At 39.4% G+C, this 22,243-nt stretch carries 21 protein-coding genes and 2 pseudogenes; 6 read left to right on the forward strand and 17 right to left on the reverse strand.

The genetic code is table 11. The annotated features are described in order from the left end of the window. Nucleotides 1–20 precede the first annotated feature (20 nt). Together M3225_RS01355 and M3225_RS01360 are read right to left on the reverse strand one after the other, a co-directional pair. Nucleotides 21–1,970, reverse strand: a complete 1,950-nt coding sequence (locus M3225_RS01355; protein WP_251390562.1) for an FUSC family protein — start codon at nt 1,968–1,970, stop codon at nt 21–23. 156 nt (nt 1,971–2,126) lie between these two features. Then, nucleotides 2,127–2,387 (reverse strand): metal-sensitive transcriptional regulator, encoded by a 261-nt coding sequence (locus M3225_RS01360; protein WP_013058561.1) that lies wholly within the window; start codon nt 2,385–2,387, stop codon nt 2,127–2,129. Between the two features lie 270 nt (nt 2,388–2,657). On the opposite strand from M3225_RS01360, the pseudogene M3225_RS01365 reads away from it, so the two are divergent. Both M3225_RS01365 and comJ read left to right on the forward strand, forming a co-directional pair. Then, nucleotides 2,658–2,759: pseudogene (locus tag M3225_RS01365) on the forward strand (NucA/NucB deoxyribonuclease domain-containing protein); the annotation flags it as partial. A gap of 35 nt (nt 2,760–2,794) precedes the next feature. Next, nucleotides 2,795–3,202 (forward strand): competence protein ComJ, encoded by a 408-nt coding sequence (gene comJ, locus M3225_RS01370; protein WP_251390564.1) that lies wholly within the window; start codon nt 2,795–2,797, stop codon nt 3,200–3,202. Between the two features lie 31 nt (nt 3,203–3,233). Here the strand turns inward: comJ and helD are convergent, their stop codons facing one another. The 3 genes from helD to M3225_RS01380 all read right to left on the reverse strand — a co-directional run bounded on the left by helD (nt 3,234) and on the right by M3225_RS01380 (nt 6,576). Beyond that, nucleotides 3,234–5,552: an RNA polymerase recycling motor HelD gene (gene helD / locus M3225_RS01375; protein ID WP_251390566.1), complete on the reverse strand. Its 2,319-nt coding sequence runs from the start codon at nt 5,550–5,552 to the stop codon at nt 3,234–3,236. A gap of 240 nt (nt 5,553–5,792) precedes the next feature. Beyond that, nucleotides 5,793–5,921, reverse strand: a complete 129-nt coding sequence (locus M3225_RS29410; RefSeq protein WP_276319764.1) for a hypothetical protein — start codon at nt 5,919–5,921, stop codon at nt 5,793–5,795. A gap of 139 nt (nt 5,922–6,060) precedes the next feature. Beyond that, nucleotides 6,061–6,576, reverse strand: a complete 516-nt coding sequence (locus M3225_RS01380; RefSeq protein WP_251390568.1) for an enoyl-CoA hydratase/isomerase family protein — start codon at nt 6,574–6,576, stop codon at nt 6,061–6,063. A 242-nt stretch (nt 6,577–6,818) separates the two neighbouring features. Between M3225_RS01380 and M3225_RS01385 the strand changes: the two genes are divergently transcribed. Further along, on the forward strand, nt 6,819–7,187 hold the full coding sequence (locus tag M3225_RS01385; protein ID WP_014458688.1) for a winged helix-turn-helix transcriptional regulator: 369 nt from the start codon (nt 6,819–6,821) through the stop codon (nt 7,185–7,187). 23 nt (nt 7,188–7,210) lie between these two features. Here the strand turns inward: M3225_RS01385 and M3225_RS01390 are convergent, their stop codons facing one another. The 8 genes from M3225_RS01390 to M3225_RS01425 all read right to left on the reverse strand — a co-directional run bounded on the left by M3225_RS01390 (nt 7,211) and on the right by M3225_RS01425 (nt 14,846). Beyond that, on the reverse strand, nt 7,211–8,425 hold the full coding sequence (locus M3225_RS01390; protein WP_251390570.1) for a cytochrome P450: 1,215 nt from the start codon (nt 8,423–8,425) through the stop codon (nt 7,211–7,213). Nucleotides 8,426–8,594: 169 nt separating this feature from the next. Next, the gene (locus M3225_RS01395) at nt 8,595–8,990 is read right to left on the reverse strand and encodes a DoxX family protein (RefSeq protein WP_251390572.1); all 396 of its coding nucleotides are present in this window, start codon (nt 8,988–8,990) and stop codon (nt 8,595–8,597) included. 148 nt (nt 8,991–9,138) lie between these two features. Next, nucleotides 9,139–10,560 carry a glycosyltransferase family 2 protein gene (locus M3225_RS01400; RefSeq protein ID WP_251390574.1) on the reverse strand — a complete coding sequence of 474 codons (1,422 nt, stop codon included), beginning with the start codon at nt 10,558–10,560 and terminating at the stop codon, nt 9,139–9,141. 35 nt (nt 10,561–10,595) lie between these two features. Then, complete coding sequence (locus tag M3225_RS01405) at nt 10,596–11,828, reverse strand: nucleotide sugar dehydrogenase (RefSeq protein WP_251390575.1); 1,233 nt, start codon at nt 11,826–11,828, stop codon at nt 10,596–10,598. Beyond that, nucleotides 11,821–13,347: a glycosyltransferase family 2 protein gene (locus tag M3225_RS01410; protein ID WP_251390577.1), complete on the reverse strand. Its 1,527-nt coding sequence runs from the start codon at nt 13,345–13,347 to the stop codon at nt 11,821–11,823. Before M3225_RS01410 ends, M3225_RS01405 begins: the two co-directional genes overlap by 8 nt. 2 nt (nt 13,348–13,349) lie before the next feature. Then, entirely contained in the window at nt 13,350–13,550 is a 201-nt protein-coding gene (locus M3225_RS01415) for a hypothetical protein (RefSeq protein ID WP_216144142.1), read from the reverse strand. A gap of 18 nt (nt 13,551–13,568) precedes the next feature. After that, nucleotides 13,569–13,916 carry a DUF2642 domain-containing protein gene (locus M3225_RS01420; RefSeq protein WP_251390579.1) on the reverse strand — a complete coding sequence of 116 codons (348 nt, stop codon included), beginning with the start codon at nt 13,914–13,916 and terminating at the stop codon, nt 13,569–13,571. 255 nt (nt 13,917–14,171) lie between these two features. Then, nucleotides 14,172–14,846 carry a C40 family peptidase gene (locus M3225_RS01425; protein ID WP_251390581.1) on the reverse strand — a complete coding sequence of 225 codons (675 nt, stop codon included), beginning with the start codon at nt 14,844–14,846 and terminating at the stop codon, nt 14,172–14,174. Between the two features lie 185 nt (nt 14,847–15,031). Between M3225_RS01425 and M3225_RS01430 the strand changes: the two genes are divergently transcribed. Further along, nucleotides 15,032–16,321, forward strand: coding sequence for a globin-coupled sensor protein (locus tag M3225_RS01430; protein WP_251390583.1), 1,290 nt, complete (start codon nt 15,032–15,034; stop codon nt 16,319–16,321). 41 nt (nt 16,322–16,362) lie between these two features. Here M3225_RS01430 and M3225_RS01435 read toward each other — a convergent pair whose 3' ends face one another. The 3 genes and pseudogenes from M3225_RS01435 to M3225_RS01445 all read right to left on the reverse strand — a co-directional run bounded on the left by M3225_RS01435 (nt 16,363) and on the right by M3225_RS01445 (nt 18,451). Then, nucleotides 16,363–16,893 carry an HTH-type transcriptional regulator Hpr gene (locus M3225_RS01435; protein WP_308215713.1) on the reverse strand — a complete coding sequence of 177 codons (531 nt, stop codon included), beginning with the start codon at nt 16,891–16,893 and terminating at the stop codon, nt 16,363–16,365. A 196-nt stretch (nt 16,894–17,089) separates the two neighbouring features. Then, a pseudogene (locus M3225_RS01440) lies at nt 17,090–17,954 on the reverse strand (RsiV family protein). After that, nucleotides 17,951–18,451, reverse strand: coding sequence for an RNA polymerase sigma factor (locus tag M3225_RS01445; protein ID WP_251390585.1), 501 nt, complete (start codon nt 18,449–18,451; stop codon nt 17,951–17,953). Before M3225_RS01445 ends, M3225_RS01440 begins: the two are co-directional and overlap by 4 nt. A 158-nt stretch (nt 18,452–18,609) precedes the next feature. Between M3225_RS01445 and M3225_RS01450 the strand changes: the two genes are divergently transcribed. Continuing rightward, nucleotides 18,610–20,019: a polysaccharide deacetylase family protein gene (locus tag M3225_RS01450; RefSeq protein WP_251390587.1), complete on the forward strand. Its 1,410-nt coding sequence runs from the start codon at nt 18,610–18,612 to the stop codon at nt 20,017–20,019. Here M3225_RS01450 and M3225_RS01455 read toward each other — a convergent pair. Further along, nucleotides 19,975–20,349, reverse strand: coding sequence for a GerAB/ArcD/ProY family transporter (locus M3225_RS01455; protein ID WP_251391839.1), 375 nt, complete (start codon nt 20,347–20,349; stop codon nt 19,975–19,977). The two genes, M3225_RS01450 and M3225_RS01455, sit on opposite strands and share 45 nt — an antisense overlap. Before the next feature lie 730 nt (nt 20,350–21,079). Between M3225_RS01455 and M3225_RS01465 the strand changes: the two genes are divergently transcribed. Beyond that, nucleotides 21,080–22,240 (forward strand): hypothetical protein, encoded by a 1,161-nt coding sequence (locus tag M3225_RS01465; protein ID WP_251390589.1) that lies wholly within the window; start codon nt 21,080–21,082, stop codon nt 22,238–22,240. The last annotated feature ends 3 nt before the right edge of the window (nt 22,241–22,243 follow it).

A 22,243-nucleotide genomic window follows, 5' to 3' on the forward strand; every position in this document is an offset into this window, starting at 1 on the left:
GCCCATTGGTTCCGTGCTTTTTATATTTCTACCTGCAGACTTTCATACAAAGCGGTTATTTCCTGGTGAATAATAGGGTAGCGTTCCAGAGTCGGAACACTTGAAAGCTTCGGCGCTCGTTTTTGCTCTGCTGCTGCGGCTAGCTTCTGAAACGTTTCCTGAAGCTCTTGTTTCTCCGTTTCTGACAGCTCATATCCTTCAAACGAAGCAAGAAGCATATAACCTAACTGCTGCGTAGCGACAACCGCAGGCCACAATCCTTCAAGTTTGACGGCCGTTTTGGAATATTCTCCAATCACATTATCGTACAGCGCCCGAAGATTAACGAGTTCTCCTTGAAGCTTATTTCTTTCTTGTTTAATTTTTTCTTCATCTTGTTCCGTGCTTAGCATTTCTAAAAACTGTCCTTCTTTTCGAATCACATCTCCAAGCAAATACGGCAAACGAAGCGAAGAAGCTCGTTTAAAAATTAATACCGTACCAACCACTCCAATAATAGATCCAATAACAATATCAATCACCCGAGCGGACGTAAAATAGCTAATAGCTTTATCGGGATGACCGCTTTCAGCGATTAAAAGAGCATTCGGCGTGATAAAAAGCGTACCAAGCGCGTAATTTTTAACAATGACAATCTCAATCGTTGACTGAAGCACAAAGACAATGAGTGCAATGACGATTCCTGTCGGCTCAAACATCAGAATTCCCGTCCCAATTAAAATACCTAAAATCGTACCAACTGAGCGCTGAATACCTCGCTGAACGGTGGCACGCACGGTTGCCCCAAGCATTACTCCTGCGCATGTAAGCGGAATCCAGTAAGACCTTGGAATATTTGTTGTGTAGGCAACGGCTGCGGCGATAACCATAATAATTCCGTAGCGCAAAGCGTTTTTAAGCACATATGAACGTTTGTGAAAAGCAGCTTTTAACCGTGCTCTTATGGTACCATGCGAGAACTGAATGTACTCTGTTTCTTTTAATTCCTTCATTTGAAGAACGTCGTTTATATCTAACAGTAATGTGCGCAGCTCTTCTTTTATAGACAGCTCTTCAATTTCTTCTCTGACATCTCGAATTTTTTTATGTTTTTTTAACGTGGCCATTTCGGATGCGAACGTTTCAATCACCGCTTGTGCTTTTTTTGAAACAGCCGGATTAAAATCATTTGCAGCGGCCATCACAAAGATAAACAGCCCTTCTGCTTTTTGATTTAATAAAAACAGCCGATGCGCAAACGATGATTTTTTTCGATTAATTTTCGCTTGCTTCATCGCTGTTTCCGCTGCCCGGAGCTCTACAACCGTTTTGTGCTGCTCCGCGTGAAACGATTCCGTGCCAAGAGAACCGACAAATGAAGCTAGCTGCCTGTACGCTTTCGCCACAGCGGCAGTTTCAGGTCCGCGCGGATTAATAAGCCATCCGCTCATGCTAATACACCAAGATAGTGCTCCTCCTAAAAAAACGAGTCCTGTATGTAAAAAAACTGCCTGCAAATTCGGAGCTGGAATGCTCGTGCTCACAGCAAAGGAAAGCACAAAAAACATGGCAGAAGGCCCTGGAATTTTTAACGCTCCGAAGACATAAACCGATACGGATCCAATAACACCAAATAAAATGGTTTTCATCCAATCTACGTCAGCAAATAATGAGCCGAGTGTAAAGCAAAGCGTAACGCCCAGCAAAGCTAAAAATAACTTAACGCCGCGCTGCGCGTAAGGCTCATCTTTTGTATACAAATATGTAAAGCCGCCAATGCTTGCAATGAGTCCGTACTGCAAATGACCAAATAAAATTCCTATTAAAATCGGCAGGCTTGAAGACAAACCTGAGCTGATTCCTCTTACCCACGGAGAAGAAGCGTGGTTAAAACGAAAAGCAGCTTTGATTCCCGGCGCTTTTGGAGAAGCCTCAATTTTATGATGAATTTCCGTATGATTATATGTTGGTGACTTTTTGTCATCACTCACCTTGACCTCCTCCTTTCTCTCCATATATCTTTCCTGTTCTTAAAACGAGATAAACCTAAAAAACCGCTGTTCCTATCCGTATTGTGTTTATGAACAGCGGTTTTTATCCTTATGAGCAGAGTACAGTAAAAACAAAAAGCAGATGAAACGAATGTCTCATCTGCTTTTTACTAACAGCTCTACTGCTTCTTTTACTAAGTTTTCCGTATTCTCGCCTTTTTCAATGCTTTCTCTTACGCATTGTTCAAGATTTGTGCTGACAATAACGCCCATCGTGCGATCAATTGCACTTCTAGCTGCTGAGAGCTGCGTCACAATGTCACGGCAGTCTTTTCCTTGTTCCATCATATTTAAGACGCCTTTTAATTGACCTTCAATTCGTTTCAAACGATTTTTAACTTGCTTATCATATTCCATCCTACTAATACCTCCGCTCATACATGATTGTGTTTCTTCCTTTTAAGCTATACGCAAGAAGTAAATGTATACACAACTTTATACCTATCAGGGTATGTTGTCAAGTAAAGGAAGTTTACTGTTTTACATAATTGTTAATACTTGTTTACACGGCATTTATTGTCCTGTAATCTAAACTTAGCAATCTAAGAGTATAGTTATGTTATAAAAGCGACTACACCAGAGGTTTGAGATGGCTACATACGGGAAAAAGTTAATGGCCAGTCTATTCGCTATATCTCACCTTCTGATAACCGCGGAGCTGGCTCACGAGTTGGAAATCAATTAGAACAGTACCCAGATGGTACGCGCGTACAATTTATCGTGCAATAATAGCAAAACAAGCTTTACTTTGAAGAGGTGAAACGATGAAAACAAAATGGAAAGAACAAGTGCTAACAATGTCTTATCATCAGTTTACGCTGTTTCAAAAAGGACAGCCAAAGCCCCATCACGACTGGAGTGATGAAGATATTCAAAAAGGATATGTCGCAGACGATAAAGCCATTTCGTTTGAAGCCGTGTCGAACACAAAAGCTATTATTGAAGTGTGGGTAAACGAAAAGCCTGACGCATCACGAGCTGAAAAGACAACTCGCCTTCCTTTTCACGTCGAAAATGATGGGATTGAAATAAAAAGCGTCCTATCCGAAACCTTAAGCTATGACATTCCAAAAGGGTATTATTATGTCACATGCCTGACCATTCCTCTTCAAGAAAAAACAACCTCAGGCCTTTATTTGGTGAAATATTTACTGCATTTTGAAAGTCAATAAAAAGAAGGCAGCCTATTGGCCGCCTTCTTTATTATTTGCCTTGGTATTGATAGGTTTCTTTATTCGATATAAACGGACTGATTTCACCAAGTGAGAACAAATGCAGCTCATGCATAGCTCTTGTGCATGCCGTATAAAATAAATTCCGCTCGTATTCATCTTGATAAGATTTACTCGACGCATTATAAATTAACACGGCATCAAATTCAATTCCTTTAGCTAAGTAAGCAGGCAGGACAAGCATGCCTTTTTCAAATGAACTTGTTTCTTTTGTCAGCAGCCTTGCAGACATCGAAGCAGGCAGTGTTTCAAATGCTTCTCGACTTTCTTCAGCTGTTTTGGCAATAACAGCAATCGTTTTATAGTTTCTCTGCTTTAATTCATTAATTCTGTGTATGATTGCCTTATGAAACTCTTTGACGTCACCTGTAGCCGTCACGGTTGGCTTCGCTCCGTCTCGATTAAACGGCTCAATTAAATGGCCATTTACAACCATATTCCTTGAAAACTCTACAATTTGACGAGTTGATCGGTAGCTTCTCGTAAGAGTCAGCGTTTCTGCTTCTTTCTCTTCGTACAGTTCGCTTGAAAGAATGGTCGGTGCATTCAGAGCGTGCGCATAGATCGCTTGATTTAAATCTCCAAGCAGCGTCATTCTGGCATGCGGAAACAGCTCTTTTAAAAACGCTAGCTGAAACGGTGAATAGTCTTGTGCTTCATCAATAAACAAATAGCGAATGACAGGATTGGCTTTGCGCCCTTCAATTTGATCTTTTATATATAAGTAAGGCGTTACGTCTTCATAAGACAGCTTCATGTTCATGACTCTTTGCACGGTATTTTTGGCTGTGTCTTCCCATCCTTCTACATGTGAAAAAAGGTGATGTCTTTCAAACAGCTGCATATAGATACGGCGAATGTCGATAAACTTAAGCTGCTTGATGGCCTGCTTAATAAATTTCATCTTCTTAGCTACAACTGCTTTGGCTAAATACGCTTGTTCACGCTCAAAGTCATCAAATGAGCTTTCGGTATAGCCTTCCTTTTTCTGCAGATGCTGATAGGCCTCCACATAATCTTCTTTTTCTAAAAGCTGAATTTCTTCTTGAACCCAATCTTTTTTACGCTCAAGTTTTTCAAGCTGATTGATGAGCTTAAGCGCCCATTCGGCTACGAGCTGCATTCTGTTAGGGATGGAAATTCCCGTATCAAGTGAATAGAAATAAGACAGCAAGCGTCGAGCGGATAAAACGATTTCGCCTCGAAACTTAATGTTTTTAAAAATGATGTCTTTAGTAGACAGCTCTTCGATATACGCATCTACCTGCTTTTTAAATTCATGGCTTGCTTTGTAGCGGATTTCCTGCGTTTTTTGCTGTTTTGTCGCGGCATCTTTTTCCGTTAGCAAATATTCGATTTGAACGAACAAGTCCTCGATTTCAAACTCGTTTCCTAACCGTCCATCGGCATATTGCTGAAACGTTGTTTGTTTCATATTGTCTTCCCCAAGCTCCGGAAGAACGGTTGAGACGTAGCTGTTAAAAAGCGGATTTGGTGAAAACAGCATCATATTTTCCGCAGTCAGCTGCTTTCGGTAATGATAGAGAAGATAAGCCACGCGCTGAAGAGCTGCAGACGTTTTACCGCTTCCTGCTACACCTTGAACGATCAGCACTTTATTTTTTTCATTGCGAATAATCTGGTTTTGTTCTTTTTGAATGGTCGCTACAATACTTTTCATTTGACTGCTTGCATTGTGTCCAAGCACTTCTTGAAGCAGCTCGTCTCGAATGGTAATTCCTGTATCAAACATACTTGTAATTACGCTATTTTCAATAATAAACTGACGCTTTAGCTTCATCTCGCCTTTAATGGCTTCACCTGGCGTTTCGTACTGCGCTTTTCCTGGTGAATAATCATAATAAAGACTCGAAATAGGCGCACGCCAATCATAAATTAAAAACTCTTCATCTTTTTGATCCATTAAGGAGCCCACGCCCACATAAATAGCTTCCGCTTCTTTTTCACCATTTTCTATAAAGTCAAAACGTCCAAAATAAGGGGATTGCGTTAGTTTTTTTAATGTTTTTAATTGATCATACGCTTGTCTATGGGTAATTTCACGTTCAGCTAAAAGTTCCGCCTGCTGCTTAATGCTCGTAAATGTCTCAATCACGTCATCCGGCTCATCCATATTAACCGTGACATCGTCCCAAAACGTGCTTCGCAAATCGACAATTTCGCCTTTTACGTTTCCTACGCTTTTGCCTATTTTTTCAGCTTTTTGGCTGATTTCTTCTACTACCCAATCAACTCGCTGCTGTTCTTCTGTTAAATTTTTATCGTTCACTTATCCACACCCCTTACACACGTTACCCGATAACAAGGGTTGTTACCGGGTAAAAGCGATCATTGTTTATTTTTCCAGAGTCTACATACTTCCCTACTGAGTTCGTAATTCCCTGCTAAGTAACCATATTATGTCTTAATTTCCACCGTTAGTATACTGAAAAATAATGAACTCCACAACAAAAAGGGCTGAGAAAGTCTCAAGCCCCTTATCTTTATAAGTCGTTCCTCTACTTATTAGCTATTGCTGTTTCCAAAAAGTTAGCAGATGAATGATGGCTGACACCACTTCCACCCCTTGAAACGCCAGTAAACCTGCTGCTGCCGCTGTAAATAATCCGACTACGGCTTCTTTAAAAATGAATGGCATTGATACCAGCTCCTTTACTTATTTAAAATAAGTAGATTTGTTATCATTCTACTCCTTTTTTCAGAATTTTCAATACCTTTTTATCAATAAAATAAAATAAAAACGCTTTCACTTTATAAAAATAAAGTGAAAGCGTTTTTTAAGCTTCCTTTTCTAATGCGTTCAGCGCAAACGAATATTCTAATCCTTTTCCTTTTTGTACAACATGCTGCACTTTTCCCATGTTGCACGCTTCTTGCGCACTAACAGTCATACCGTTTGTTAACTTGAGCTGTACAGGTTCTTCTGCAATTCGTACGTTGCATGCTAAAGCTAACTCATACCCTCCCCCAAACGTAAAGTTTGTAAGAAGCGCAATCGTTTGTTTAGAGCTGCATGAAATACGCTGAAAAATCGCTCGAGCTGTTACTGCATGAATCGGCTGATAAAGCCTTCCCGTTTCTTCACGTAGGAAAGAAGTTGCTCTATGATCTCCGTTCATTTTATAGTACTCTCCCATAAATACAATAGACCCAACCGACGCATCGTGCTGCAGCTCATTCATCGTTTCTTGCAGCTCATACATGACTTCACTGTTCAAACGATTGAGCATCGACTGATTCATTCGTACAACCGCCACATGATTTCTTTTTTCTACTTTGATAAATCTTTTCATCATTCCTCCGCCCTTTCCCCTGTCGTTCTTTATAAATAAAGCGCTTTCAAAATATTTCGCTTTTTAATAGAAAAGTTATTTTCATAGTTTCATCATACAACAAACTCATAATTATTTCCATTACTTTTTTAATTTTCCGTCAATAATTCCATGAATCATTTCCATGTTTTTATCAAATAAGACGTGCTATAGTATAAACAGCACAAATGCAGCTGAACTCACTGATAAAAGGAGTAATCACTATGAAATACGACTTAACAAAATGGGAGCCTCACGGCTATTCTTGTCCTGTGGAAGCAGCCGTTGATGTAGTCGGAGGCAAATGGAAAAGCGTCATTTTATATCAATTATCGAAGGAACGCCGGCGCTTTAATGAACTGCGCAGACTCATTCCCGGCGTGACGCAGCGAATGCTCACGCTGCAGCTTCGCGAACTCGAGCGCGACGGAATTATCCACCGCGAAGTCTATAAACAAGTTCCGCCTAAAGTAGAATATTATTTAACGCCTTTTGGAGAAACGCTCATCCCTATTATCGAGCTGATGTTTCAATGGGGATATAATCATACCGATAAAATTGCTGAAGCGAGAATTCAAGCAGAGAAAGAGTAAAAAGCACGCAAAGCATGCTTTTTTTATACATGTTTACGAATCAATAATTCTTTTAACCCATATACAAATGTGCTTTCAATCGGCTTTAACTCAAATGACGGGCTCCAGTCCATCTGCGGATAGCGGTCAATCAGCTCGGACAGCATAATTTTTGCTTCTATTCGAGCAAGCGGTGCTCCCAAGCAAAAATGAATGCCTCTTCCAAATGCCATATGCACATTTGGCTTTCGATCGATTTTAAATACATCCGGCTTTTCAAAATACTGAGCGTCTCGATGCGCTGACCCCATCCATGGAATTACGTGTTCGCCAGCTTTTAGCTTCTTTCCTGCAAGAATCACATCTTCTTTTACGATTCGGTGAAGAGCTTGAACGGGTGAACGATAGCGAAGAACTTCTTCAATCGCAGAAGGCAAAAGTTCTTTCTCTCGTTTGAGTCGTTCAAAAGAAGCTTTATCTTCCATCAAACAATAAATAGTATTTGAAATTAAATTTGTTGTAGTTTCGTTGCCTGCAATCAGCAGCAAAATGGAAAACCCGACGATTTCTTCATCTGTTAGCTGTTTCCCTTCTTCTTTTGCCTGAAGAAACACGGAGATAATATCATCTCCCGGATGCGTGCGTTTTTCTTCAATGATTCGATAAAAATAAGTTTCTAGCTCATCATTTGCTTTCATTTTCTCTTGCTGCAATTTTTCTAGCGTTTCACGTTCGTTATTCGATGGACCTGCTACGATAATATCCGACCAATCTTTAAACTGGCGCTGATCTTCTATTGGTACGCCTAAAATGTCGGCAATCACCATAACCGGAAGCGGATAGGAAAGATGCTCGACTATATCAATATCTTCAAGATGCTCAACTTCTTGTAATAATTCATTTGTAATACGAGCAATTTTAGGCTCCCATGCTTTCATTGCTTTAGGCGTAAAAGCTTTATTAACAAGCCCTCTCATTTCAGCATGTTTAGGCGGATCAATATTAATTAGGCTCGTTCCTAGAGCCGTTCGTCTTTGATTTTGTGAAGGTCTTCGATCAGAAGAAAAAATATTCTTTTGTTCTAGCACTTCTTTGACCCCGTCATAGTGAAAAACATCCCATACCTGCCTTTCTTCATCCCACTGCACAGGCGCGCTGTTTCTCATGTCTTCGTACCAAGAAAAAGGATTAAAGCGCTCTTCTTTTGTTTGAATCGTATTCACTTGACGGACGATTCCGTTTTCTCTTTCCGTTTTCATTTTAAAACCTCCCCGTATCGTTCAATAGAATGACTATATAGTCATCTATGACCAAATAGTACCATATATAAGAATTTTCTTAAAAATGATAGCTGTACCTTTTAGTAAAAATGAATCAATAGGAGGGTATATTTTACAAAAAAGGGCAGACGCTGTGCGCCTGCCTTTTTTAAGAATAATGTTCTTCTGGTTTTTGTAATCGATTGTCTAACGCGTACGCACCGCTTCCTGCTAGAATCATATGAAGCGAAACGACAAAAAGCGCAAGCTCAAGCTCATAGCCGCCTGTAAAACCAGCACCGCTTTTCGCTGTAAAAATAGCACCAATCATCACAATCGCAAACAAGACACCGACTAAGCGCGTTTGAAATCCAAGAATCATGGCAGCTCCCCCTACGAATTCAATAACAGCAACCGCATAAGCGAAAAACGCAGGAATGCCCATGCTGTGGAAAAAGCCAACTGTATTATCAATACCGCTTTGAAATTTGCCAAGTCCATGAATAAAAAACGTTAGCCCTAACATGAGACGAAGTAAAAACGTTCCAAGCTGACAGCTTTTCATTTCTTTTCCTCCTTTTTTACTTTTGTCTACACATGTAACAATTTTAGTTACAACTGAGAACAAATTCAAGGGGTTAGAACAGAAAAACAAAATATCAGTAGATTTCTCTTTCTCATTTTAGATATTCCTTCTATAAGTCAGACCCTACTCAGTCACGGTGAAGATAAGATAGAAAAGCAAAAATATGATCCTGAATAATGAGTTCTGCCGTAGTAGAATGGCTCTTTAATGATAGATGCTCAGAGTATCGAAACCGGTTGAATTTATTTACGTCAACGTGGTGGACGGCCTGAACATGAAAATCTTCTATTATCGCTTTTGCTTGAGCAAAAGGCGGAACAACAAGAGATTCGGTTCCAATTTGCTCCAGACACTCTCTGCTTATCGCATGAGGAACAGCTGTCATGGAGCTCATTAATAAATCTTTTCTTCCTACCGTCTCATTTAACACATACTTCCACCCCTGCACAACATGCGTGAGCTTGGCTTCATCTTCACATACGTTTAAAGCTACATCAACACCGCTCGCTATCGCTGAAGCAAACGGATATAACTCTTGAGCTGAAAGAACAAAATCCCCGTCTATAAAAAGAAGAATATCTCCTGTTGCTGCAAGTGCCCCTGCAGCTCTTCCGCAATCATGCCCTAGCCGCTCATCGTAGACGATGGTTTTGACGCCCTGTCCTTTGGCATACTTCTCTGACTGATCCGTAGAGCCGTTAATCACAACAATAATTTCTAACGGTTCAAGTTTTCTTGCTTCTGCAATTACTTGTTTGATTGTTTGTTCCTCGTTGCAAACTGGAATAATGACAGACAGCTGTTTTCCTCCATAAAAAGAAGATAATTTCCCCCAGCCGTGCTCAACAACTGGAATGGACTGCGTAAGCATATCAACTCGCCTTTTACGATTTGACGCAAGCGTGTAGTATGTTTGAAGAAGCTGCTGGTAGGATTGAATTCGCTCTCTGCTGCGCAGCGGGCGATCAAACGGGCGAAAGCTTCCCTTTCCCTGCGTTTCAATCGTCATATGCGTGCTTACACGATACTGTGTTAAAAACGTCACAAATAAAGAAAGAGGCGGCAGATCCCAGTAGTTCTGCAACACGTTTATCAGCACCCCGTAAGGCGCTTTTAAATCAGCGTTGGCGCGATGAGGCTTCCCGATCGCATGATGCAAGACCGCACTCCACGTCAGCTCGCTGCGGTTACAAGCATTCATTTTTGTTTTATCCCACTTGTTTAGCACAACATCGCTGTTTCCAAATAACAAAGGCTGAACAAAACGCTCAAGCTCAGAAGCAGAAAGAATAATGTCTCCGTCTACAAATAAGACGGCCTCTCCTTTAGCAATCTTCGCTCCTTCCATTCTTGCTTCATGTGGAGAAAGGCGTTTTCCCACTACTTTTACCGTGCATCCCTCTTCTTTAGCTATTTTCACTGAAGCATCGGTACACCCATTGGCAATCACAATAATCTCAAGCACATTCACTTTCTTAATTTCCTTAAGCACGTTTTTTAGCGTTTCTTCTTCATTATAAATGGGCAGAACGACAGAAAGAGTTTTCATTGATATCACCCCTAAAAAAAGAACCACTGAGCAATTCAGCGGCTACATTCATTTAAAATACCTCTTGTATCCACAACTTTTTTTGCGTATCTTACAATCGACCAATCGATTTGACTATGATCGGTTAACACAAGTACAACATCGCTTTTTTCAACTTCTTCTTTTGTCAGCGGGACAGAGAAATACGTTTGCTTATTTAATATAGCGGAGTCAATGTAAGGGTCATGGTACGCTAACTCATACCCTTTTGCTAAAAGACCTTCACACACCGCCAGCGCCGGCGATTCACGCATATCATTTACATCTTTTTTATACGCCACGCCTACAACAAACACTCGTTTTTCATTTGCTGCAAGCTGCTTTTCAACTCGCCTAATCACTTTATTTGGCATTTCTTCATTAATATGATGAGCAGCTTCAATAAGTTCGCTCGTTAACCCATTTTGCTTTAGTTTCCATAAAAAATACAGCGGGTCAACAGGTATGCAGTGTCCTCCAATTCCAGGGCCTGGATAATACGGAGTGAACCCAAACGGCTTAGTAGATGCCGCCTGTAATACCTCATGAAAATCAATGCCTAATTCCTCGCACAGTTCATTTGTTTCATTCACCAACGAAATATTGACAAGGCGCTGAATATTTTCAAACAGCTTGCACATTTCCGCTACTTTTGGAGAAGAAACAGGCACGACTTGCTGAAAAATACTTTCATAAAACATCTGCACGTGATAAAGGCAGTTTTTACTGTAGCCGCTAATCACTTTTGGAATATACTCAATGTCGTACGACTTGTTTGCTGGATCGACTCGCTCTGGAGAATAAGCTAAATAAAAATCAACTCCCGCTTGCAAATCAGACTCCTTTAAAATGGGTAAAACGACTTCTTCAAGCGTGCCTGGATAGGTAGAGCTTTCATAAATAACGGTTTGCCCTTTTACCATATGTTCTTTCAAAAACGTAGATGCGCTAATAACTGGTCCTAAGTCCGGATTATGATTCTCTGTAATAGGAGTTGGAACGGTCACCACTACATAATCGCATACTTGAAATGCGGAAATACCTTTTTGCAATTCATATGCTTGAAAGTTTTTCTCGCTTTGAATCACATCATTACGTACATCTGGAATATAGCTTTTCCCTTGTTTTAGCGCTTCAATTTTCCGGACGTCAATATCAAGTCCAATCACGGTATAGTTTTTCTTAGCAAACAAAAGAGCAAGCGGCAGTCCTACATACCCAAGACCAATAACGGCAACTTTTTTATTCATCCTTCAACACCTCAAACAAAAGATCATGTCTTCGTATGTCTGGAAGAAATTCGCCTCTTTCGCTAGTTTGGCTAATATAGTACGCCATGGCCTCTACATAATCTCCTAGGATTCGCTGAGTTGATGCTGCTAGACCTTTGACTTTCATATGCTCTTTTCGAATCCGGTTCGTTCGCGCCACATCCACAAAATGAACAGGTTGAACCGTAAAGCCGTACATGATACTTTTTAATTGAAATAAAGGGGGAATAATAAGAGAATCATAGCCCACTTTCTCCATTACATCTCGTTTAATGGCATGCGGAATTGCCGTCGTTGTATTGATCGTTAAATCAGGACGTTTGCAAACAAGATTAAGAAAATATTTCGCAGCACTTACAGAGTGAATAGGATGCACTTCGTCAAGCAGACACTCTAAATTATTAAGCGCTACATCAATGCCTTGGTCAGCTGCTTCTAGATACGGACGTAAGTTTTCCGCGGAAATCACAATATCTCCATCTATGAACAAGCAAATTTCACCGCTGCTGTACATCGCACCAATTGCTCGAGGTACATTGTGTCCGAGCCTCTGCCTATAATGAAGAACAGTAGCTCCGGCTTCGATCGCTCGCTTAACCGTTACTTCATCGGCTCCGTTGGCAACCACAATGATTTCTTCCACTCCGGCTTTTTTTACTTCTTTAATAACGCTGGCAATCGTTTCTTTTTCTTCGCCTACTGGAATAACAGCACTATACTTAACGCCTATTTTCCGCTTCACATTCGGTGTATAAGTCGAAACAATTTCCCGGTTTCGATCGCCATCTGTTAGTCCGCCTCTTATTCCTTTTTCTTCAATAAGATGAGCTAACGCTTTAATGTGATCTCCAATAATATAATTAGTAGAAATAGGAAAAGGGGAATTGGTAGGAATTGTTTTGTGGGTGTTTCTAATCTTATTGGTATAAATAACGTCCGAGGAACACGGTGCAACAATTGACATTCCTTTTAAAAGAGCAATCGTATGAGCAAGGGGTGGGTGAGCTAAGTTCTCGTATCCAATTTCAGCAGCCGATTTTTTTTTAATGGCATGCGGAATGGCTGTTAATGCTTGAACGGATAAATCTTCACGCTGTAAGCACAAGTTCAGCATGTATTTTGCAACGGAAACAGGATGCGGACGCACCTTCCGTTTCATAATCCATGAAAGGTTGTTTAACGCTATATCATGACCGATTTCTATAGCATACGTATATTTCATCAGCTCCTCATGAGGAACCGCTATATCTCCGTCCAAAAAAAGCAAAATGTCTCCTTTTGCTTTTTTAGCCCCAATGGCTCTTCCAATATTAATGCCAAGAGCTTCTTCATAATAAACAGCACGGCAGCCTGCATCCTCGGCAATTTTCTTTGTTGCATCACTGGATCCATTTACTACAATGATAATCTCAAACGGCTTTATTTTATGAACTTCTTGAAGCACAGGTAATAACGAATCTCCTTCGTTACAGGCTGGAATAATGACTGATACTTTCAAACTCACTCAACTCCGCTGAAAATTCGAACATACGTAATGGATACTAGTGGAATGGTTACGTCCGTGGGCTCACCATATGAGCTTGATGTACGCACAACAGCCGCTGCGTCCGTAACAGCAAGCAGTGTTCCATTAATAACGTCAATAGCTGTGATGATTTGCACAAATGAGCCGACATTTTCTCGTAATGTATCTTGAAACATACTTTTCTCTCCTTTCGTTTAAGCGCTTTGAATAGTAACAATGCTTGTAAATGGAAGTAATACCGTTGATGTTGGAGACTCTACTAATTCTAAATAATCATCTCCTACAAACGTCACAACACCTTCGAGTGGACCAGCCGTTGTTTCAATCACAACTTCTTGCCCGACATACTGCTCGGCAATTTCTTTAAAAGGTGATTCTTGAGATTCTTTAATAATACTTATTACGTATTCTTTAAACGTGTCGGAATAAACGATGTCTTCTACTGCTTTTTTTGTGTTTTCCTGAATAAATTCAGCAAATCGATTTGAAAACAACAGGTGTTTTATCTTTTCTATATAGCGACGGTAACAACAAAAAAACATAAATTTTGTTCCTCCTTTTTATACTGTTATCCCTTCAAATTACCTACAACAATTGACGTAACCTAAGAGATTACTTTACTAATATATACAAGCTCTATCATAAAGGTGACAGAACTTTTATCGTATTTTCATACAAATACGCACATGACTAGCCCGTTTTGCATAGGATTATTCTTTGTTACCTAGTCCTGCTGAAACGAAAACAAAAAAGACAAAGCCCTTAAGCTTTGCCTTTTTTATCTATTAAATTATGAATCAGTTGGCTGCAATACGCTTTGCCCCTATATAGCGCTCTTTCCAATAGCTTGAATTTTTATCGCTAATTGTAACGCCTTTAGAAGACGAAGCATTAATAAACTTTCCGTCTCCAAGATAAATGCCTGCATGAGAAGGACCTTCTTTATACGTTTCAAAGAAAACAAGATCTCCCACTTGGGGTTCACTTACATTTTCACCTGCTTTATAGATATCTTCAACCGTTCTTGGAATATCGATGCCTACACTTTCTTTATATACATACTGAAGATATCCGCTGCAGTCAAATCCTGAAGGTGTGGTGCCGCCCCATTTGTACGGCGTGCCCATTAAGGATTTTGCTTTGCTAATTACTTTATCAACATTTACTTCTGATTCGCCTTCTACAACGCCGCCTTTACCTAATGCATTGTATGTATTTTCTCCAACAATTCCGTCTGCTTCTAGGTTATGTTTCTCTTGAAAAGCTATGACCGCTTTTTTGGTTTCATAATTAAAATAACGCGATACTTCGCCTTTTAAAAATCCTTTATCTTTTAACACCGTTTTAACTTGTTCCACATCATCATTTGTCATCCCTTGTTTTAAAACCGTGTCGCCAAACGCAGCATGTCCCATTGCCGGACTTGCAAATAAAGCTCCTCCTACAAGAAGCGCCGATAGCATTTTTTTCATTTCGTTTCCTCCCCGAATCATGTTTTAAGCACCGTATAACCATACCATCTGCGGATAACAATTCAATTAATAGAAGATAACAATTTGATAACAATCTTCTTAAACAGCCTCAACTCTTGGATGTAAAACGCCGAAATATAAGAAGAAGAGAAAAACAACTATTCTAGCAAATAAAGGTGATAAACATGAATTGGTTTAAACGAAACAAAGCGCACGCCGAAGCCGCAGCTGTCGAACTCATCACTGTAAAGCTTCACGTATCGGACCCGATGATAAAAAAGCAGATTAACATGATTTCCTTAACAGAAGATGATCTCGAACGGATTGCCAGATTTCAAGTTCACGCGCTGAACGCCATCGAAGAGATTGTGAATGATTTTTACAAAGCTATTGGCGAACAGGCCCATTTGGTTGCGATTATCGAAAAGCACAGCAGCGTTCATGCATTAAAACAAACGTTAAAACAGCACATCTTAGAAATGTTTGATGGACAAATAGACGATGCTTTTGTGGTAAAACGTCAAAAAATTTCCAAGATGCACGTTAAAATTGGACTTGAGCCAAACTGGTATTTGTGCGCATTTCAAAATTTATTTACGTCGCTGCTGTCAGTCTGTGAACATACGATGGACTCAAAAGAAGAATGTCTGGCTTTTATTGCAAGTATGACAAAGCTTATTAGTCTAGAAAAGCAAATTGTGTTAAAAGCCTATGAGCTTGAGTACGACGAGCAGCGCGCTGGACTTCAGACTCAAAAAGAGCAAATTCAGCTAGAAATCTCTCGTACATCATCTATCCTTTCTTCGTTATCTGAAGAAACGAAGAAATTTATGGATCAAATGCACAATCAGTCCTCTGACGTGGTGTCCTATGCAAACAAAAGCTCCCAATTGGCAGAAGTCATTGAGACAGAATCCGTTACGAGTCAAGCAAAACTAAAAGAAGAACAAAATATGCTTGGAAGCATACAAAAAAATACATCTCTCATTCAAAACAAAATGAAAACGCTTGAACATACATCACAGCAAATTCATCAAATCGTTTCAATTGTCACTTCTATTGCTGAGCAGACAAATTTATTAGCATTAAACGCTTCGATTGAGTCTGCTCGAGCCGGTGAGCATGGAAAGGGATTTGCAGTGGTCGCGCAAGAAGTACGGAAGCTTGCAGAAGAAACGAAGAAATCTATTTCTAATATTTCCACTTTTATCGGAGACATTCAAAAACAAATCGAAAGCGTCTCGGCGTTAGGTGGAGAAGTCGCTAAATTAACAAAAGATACGGCTGATAATATGAACAACATTACTTCTTTTTTCACGAACGTCCTTAGCATAACAACCGAGAACAAACAGCAAACCGTTCTAACAAAAAAAGAACTTGAAAAAATAGCGGACGTAATGAAGCAGCTGTCTCTACGTATTGAGAAGATGGCACATTCCTCGGAAGAACTTGAACGATTAACCGAAAAAAGTTGATATGCAAAAAAGCCTTCTCAGCTTGCACAAGAAGGCTTTTTTTATTTTTTCAAGCTAGCGGGTTCTTGAGAAGAACGTTCGATAAACTGGACAAAATCCTCTCCGTATATACTTCGAATCAGAGCCGTTAGTTCGACGAAGTCAGGCAGCTCTCCGTAAACATCTCGCAGCGGCATCGCTCCTTGAAACAAAGGGTTTTCAAGGGGGTTATAATCCTCGAGCGTTTTTAAGAACATCTTTTTTCCTTCTTCTGTGAGCTGTACGTATGTATTCCGCTTATCTCTTTCATTTTTAGAAAGGGTAAGATAGCCCCGCAAGTGCAATTTTTTTGCAAAGTTAAAAGCTGTGGATAAATGCATGACGCCTAGCTTTGAAATGTCGGTCATCGACGCAATTTCCAGCTGATAAGCAATCCCCAAAATGTGATGCTCATTAATGCTAAGATCGTACGGCTTAACCCACTGTTCCCAATCCTTTTCAGTAGACTTCCAAAGAGCTTTGCTTACTTGCATCACAAGTTGATTAAACAACATGGCATCTTTAATCGTATCTTGATTTAACGTGCGTTTCACCTCTTCACTTCCTCTCTAGAAATGCAACCGTTCACATCACTTTTTTCTAAGACTTTATAAACAATAAGAATGAAAATATATACAAAATATTATACATGATCGCTTATATATTTCAACTTATTTTGCATAAAAATAAATATTTCCGTTTCTTTATGTAAAAAACCAGGCATGAACATTCAGCGTTCATGCCTGGTTTTTAATGAATATACCGTTTACCAACTAGAAGGTTTGAAATAACGCCTGTTGGAATTTCAAACTCAATATTCCCCATATAGCCTGGAGCGACTTCGTATTTATCAAATACAATTCTAAGCTTGTGATCTCTTGTAATGTAGAAGCTTTGATTTTCACCAATCTCTTTAAAAGGATCCATATCTTCTTCAGTCAGCCAATAGATTTTGCCTTTCTCATGCTTCATTTGATCTTTCATTTGCTGTTTAATATTTTCACTAATTACCTTTATATAGCTTTTATCTTTGAACAGACTTGGAAGCGTAACGAGCACTTCGTGTTTTTTATCAATCGTGTCGTACTGATTGACACTCGACGTTGAAGCTCTCGATTCTTCCACATATCGATGAACAACAAGCAAATCATCGGTATCCGTCACAATATCATAGCCGCTGCTAACAGCCACGTTTCCTTTGTCTTCTTTTTGTAATGTTTTCATCTCTTTTTTAAACTGTTCATACAGCTGCTCGTTTTCTTTTACATACTTTTCATTCAAGCTTGTTTGAAGACCTTTGTTTTCCAAGCCTGAAATCGATGGTGTTTTCACGTCAATACGAGAATGCTTTTCTTCTTGCTTCAGTTCATCAAATGTGATCACTTCTATTACTTTTCCAAGTACAGGAATTTTCGCCACTGCATTTGCCGCATCTGGACTTACATTCACCGTTGTGATAAAAATCATCGCTGCTGCCGCAATTGCACTCGGCCAAATATAGGATTTCTTTTTTACGAGGATGTGAAGTAAGTGCCTGTGCAACAACATCATCTAATTCTTGTGGAATCGGAATGTCATGATACTGCTTCTTTAACTTTTGTATTTTTTCCTTCATTGTTCTAAGTCCTCCTCTGTCATCGTAATCCGTAACAGCTTCAACGCTCTGTAGAGTCTTGTCTTTACCGTATTTATATTCTCCTCAATGATTTCGGCAATTTCGTCCATTTTTAAATCTTCAAAAAATCGTAGAATAATAATGGTCTTATATTTAACCGGCAGCTGATCCATTGCTTGTTTTAAATCCATGTCTTCGTACTGATCTTCGCGTCCTCTGCTCAGGTACTCAAGCGCTTCATCGTCCATAAGTGTTAAACGTTTATGCTTACGCAGGAAATCGATTGCTGTTCGTACGACAATTTTATAGAGCCAGCTTTTAATCGATTGAATATCCTTGATACTGTCTATTGAAATGAGTGCTTTTTTTATCGATTCTTGCACAATATCAAGCGCATCTTCTTGGTTTTTCACATAGCTAAAAGCAAGCCGGTAAAAATCCGCTTTATGCTCGGTTATGCACGCTACGAGCATTTGATGTGCATCATGTTTTTTCATCGTCTTTCATACCCCTTCTATTTTTTCTTGCGGAATTACGTCTATAAGGTAGACGGAATAAGGAGAAAAATAGTTTGGTTTTTTAAAAAAAAGTAAAACTAAATGATGAGCTCATGCGTCTATTAGGTAGATATATACAAAAAGGGGAATATTACTACATGAAAACCATGGGTTACAAACGTATTTTGACATTGCTTGGATGCTGTATTTTGTTTCTTGGTGCAGCAGGGTATATCGTCAAAGCAAACAGTACAGAGAAAAAAACGGCAAGTATTCAAACAGATCAAACCTATCCTAACGTTGAAATTCAAACGCTAGTTAAGGATCTTACCTACGGAGGCTATGCAATTAGCTACCCTTCCTTTAAAAAAAAAGAAATCGATCAATCCATTCAAGCTTATGTAGCAGATGAAGTGTCACACTATGAAAAAAAGCTGCAGAAGCAGTCAAAAAATAAAAAATCTGAATTAACCATTACATATAAAATTGTCCATTACAGCAAACAAACGCTAAGCGTTGTCTTTGATGAATATGAATCTGTAAATGGAGAGAAAGGAACGTCTTCTCTCAAGACTTTTACATTTGACCTGCCTGCTCAAAAACAAATGGCGTTAAAGGATTTATTTAAAAGAGATGCAAACTACTTAGCTCGCCTTTCGGCTATTTCATATGCTGAATTAAAAAAACAAATGAAAACAGCTGATTTTGACCCGGACCTTCAAAAAGGAACTCAGGCAGCTGATCAAAATTTCAGTGAATTTGCACTGCTTGAAAACAGTATTGTGATCTATTTTAAGCCTTATCAGCTAAGCGCTGAACAAGCTAAAACCAAAACAATCGCTATCCAAAAAGATTTATTTAAAGATATAATAAGCGATGCTTATAATGAAGAAGCAGCAAATAAAAATAAAGTCAAAGAAACACCTCCAAAACATATTGTTAACGAAATGCCGCAACAAGGAGCGCCTATTGATCCAACTAAAAAAGTCGTTGCGATGACTTTTGATGATGGACCTAACCCTTCATCTACCAATGTGATTTTAGATGGATTAAAAGAAGTGAACGGACACGCTACCTTTTTTGTGTTAGGAAGCCGCGTTCAATATTATCCTGAAACGATCGAACGTATGGTGAAGGAAGGCAACGAAGTCGGAAATCACTCTTGGGATCATCCTCAGCTCACTCGTTTAAACGAAGCGCAGGTCAAACACCAAATAGGAGATACCCAAGCGCTCATTAAACAAGTCAGCGGTTATGAACCACTGCATGTACGCCCTCCTTATGGAGCTGTGAATGCAAATGTAAGACGCTATATCGGAAATGTTGGTGTGACTCTATGGGATATCGATCCCGAAGATTGGAAATATAGAAACGTTCCTCACTCCGTTCAAGCAGTTATGAGTCAAGTGGGAGACGGAAAAGTCATTTTAATGCATGATATTTATCAAACAAGCGCCGAAGCAGCCGTTGAAATTATGAAGAAGCTTCATGCACAAGGATATCAGCTTGTTACGATTTCACAGCTAGAACAAGTAAAAAGAGAGCGGGAACAGCTGCACATGCAGTAGCGTAAAGCAGACGAATGCGCTGCAGCCATTATGATGGTTGCAGTGCTTTTGTTTTTTTATGCGATGTTTAATAAATGCTATACAGAGTAGCGTAAGCGGAATCACTACGTGAAAAGGGATAAAAGGTAACACCGGCATAATCGTTAGCCCCTCTTTTAAATGCTCTTGAAAATTACTTGCAATCGTCAGAGAAAAAAATAAAATCACCGTGCCAGCAGGATACGTCAGCGCAGAAGGTCGTTTCACCTTAAACAGCTTGGAAAGTCCAACAATCACAGCGTAAAAAAAGACGCTGATTTTGACAAATCCTCCAATCACCAGCGTAATCATAAAAAACACGTCTAGCCGCTCTAGCTATTACTTCAAATCCTTTGTGCAACTTGTAAATAATCAACAGCATCAGCATCGCATTCACCACAAATAAAGTGCTGTCGTTTTTTCCTTTGATGACGATGCTTCTGTACCCTTTTTATTGTCTTTGCTTTTTTTATTTTTAAATAAAGAAGGCACGATTAAAAATACCTTTCTTTTTTTAGCTTTTTCGAAATAAATGCTTTGTATGCAATTTTTAATAGCACAATCAAAGCGTAAGACAAAAAAATAACAAAAACTATCGATAGAATGTCTTTATGAAAAAAACGAAAACGGAGAGTGATACATATAACAATCATTTGGATATCAGCTTTGCTTTTAGGATGCTTAATGGGATTTTCTATCAGTGTGGATATGATGCAAGGATTTAGTTTTTCCATGGCCTTGCAAAATGCCTACAATCCGTTTCGTGTTATGGAGTCCGCTGAACTATTTGTACTTTTTTCCTTTTGTTCTGTTTTGTAGCTGAAGTATTTTATCGTTCATTCAAAGTAAAAAAAGCAAAACAGCGACAAAAATAAAACTCCGTGAAAAACACATATTTCTCCTTTTCACCACCTATTCTCCTTTCCATTTAAATGTTATAATTTTCATAATCGGAAAAGCTTTTACACGCCTTTCTGCATGGAAAGCTGTACGCTTAAACTACAAAATAAACATTGACTTTGAACTAAAAGGTGAAGAAATGATGAAAAAAAAATTAGCCGTTATTAGTACAGCCTGCTTACTTATTCTTGCAAATGACCCGATCCCTTCTTATGCTACTCCTGATTCTTCTTCGGACGTTTTGGACCAACCAACAGGCGTTACAAATGAAGACGTAAAAGCTATTTTTGACTCTCTCTATCAAGAAGGTTATTCACTTGGAGAAGAAGATGGGTACGCAGAGAAAAAATTCGAACAGTTTGATCAAACAACAGGACTGGACAAATCTTCTGAAGAATTCACGTGGTTTATGATGGGGTATACGGTAGGATATAAAAAAGGACAGCAGCAAAAAGAGGAAGAACTCAAGACTGAACAAGAAAATGAAATATCTTCCGGCGAAGAGGAAGGCTATCAGCAAGGCGTGCTTGATTACAAACATGCTACTATTCAGTCAGAAATCGAATCCTTCCCTTCTAAGTCATCCGACTGGAATAAAGGTTATGTTCAAGGCTACAAAAAAGCCATTTCTTTAATGGACTTATCTGTTAAAGCCAAAAAAGATGGCTATGACCAAGGTCTTGAAAATGATTCAATGAGTGTTCCGAGCATGTATGATGATGATGATGTCACACGTCAGGCTTTTACAGAAGGCTTTGAAACCGCCCAAGCCGAAGTGCTAAATCAGCAAAAAAAGCAGTTTGAAAAGCAGGGCTACGTTCAAGGCTATCACGACCTTTCACTCGAAGTGCCCGCAGAAGCAGAGGGCGAATTGCAAACAGCCTTTGAACAAGGATATGAAAAAGGACAGAAACAAAAACAAAAAGACGTAAAAGCAAATGGATACGACTCAGCTTTCACTTATCAGACCTATAGAGCGCCTAAAAGTCTTCAGTCCAAGCCTCAACTAGAAAAATGGTACAAAGCAGGCTTTTATTCGAATAAAGATGTTAAATATTTACAGAAAAAAGCTTATAAAGACGGCTGGAAACTTGGAAAAGAAATGAGCGTTCCGAAAAAATACAAGCAAAATAAAGCTGCGGTAGCGATGTACAAGAAATATTTCGAACGAGGCCAAAAAAAGCAGGATAAAACGGTGAGTCATATCCTGCTCGGCAGCGGTATTGTTCTTACACTGGTTGCCCTTATCACGCTATGGAGACTTCGCCGCCGTAAAAATGAAGAGACAACACTAGATAGCTAAAGA

Origin of the sequence: Priestia aryabhattai, from assembly GCF_023715685.1 — a bacterium.
GTDB classification, from domain to species: domain Bacteria; phylum Bacillota; class Bacilli; order Bacillales; family Bacillaceae_H; genus Priestia; species Priestia aryabhattai_B.